The following is a 558-nucleotide window of genomic DNA, read 5'->3' as shown; positions in this document are numbered from 1 at the left end:
GGTAGACCGGCCGGATCACAGAAACCTGAGGGTGCATGAAACCCGGGACGGTTCAGACCGACTCCCACTCTAGAGAACACCCACCAAACCAAAACGGCCACAACTACTTACACAGAAATCTTGACAAGCCCTGGGCCGCCGGGCGTGTCTCATTGACTGTGTAAGTGGTTGGGCCTGAATGGTGGTCAGGCATGCTGGCCACCGGACAGGAGTGAATCGCTGTGTCTCGTTCTGAATCCTCTGCCGATGACGCGGCGGCGAAGTTGGCCCAGGTCCTGCCGGCGGCTGCGGTGGATGCGCTGCTCGCTGATGCCGAGGCCTCCGGGACCCCGATCGACGGCCCGGACGGGTTGTTGGCCCAGATCACCAAGTCCGTCCTCGAACGGGCCCTCGATGTCGAGATCGCCGATCACCTGGGCTACGAGCACGGCGATCCGGCCGGCAACGGCTCGGGCACCTCGCGTAACGGCCACGGCCGCAAGACCGTGCTGACCACCGCCGGACCGGTCGATCTGGAGGTCCCCCGCGACCGCAACGGCACCTTCGACCCGGTCATCG

1 protein-coding gene is annotated in these 558 nt (G+C 64.7%); it reads left to right on the top strand.

Annotated features, from left to right (window positions below):
- Positions 1 to 263 precede the first annotated feature (263 nt).
- Positions 264 to 558: transposase (locus BST38_RS28830; RefSeq protein WP_207569374.1), on the top strand; the 295-nt coding region annotated here is incomplete at its 3' end.

Origin of the sequence: Mycolicibacterium parafortuitum (assembly GCF_002086815.1) — a bacterium.
GTDB lineage: Bacteria > Actinomycetota > Actinomycetes > Mycobacteriales > Mycobacteriaceae > Mycobacterium > Mycobacterium parafortuitum.
This window is presented reverse-complemented; position numbering and strand designations above follow the sequence as displayed.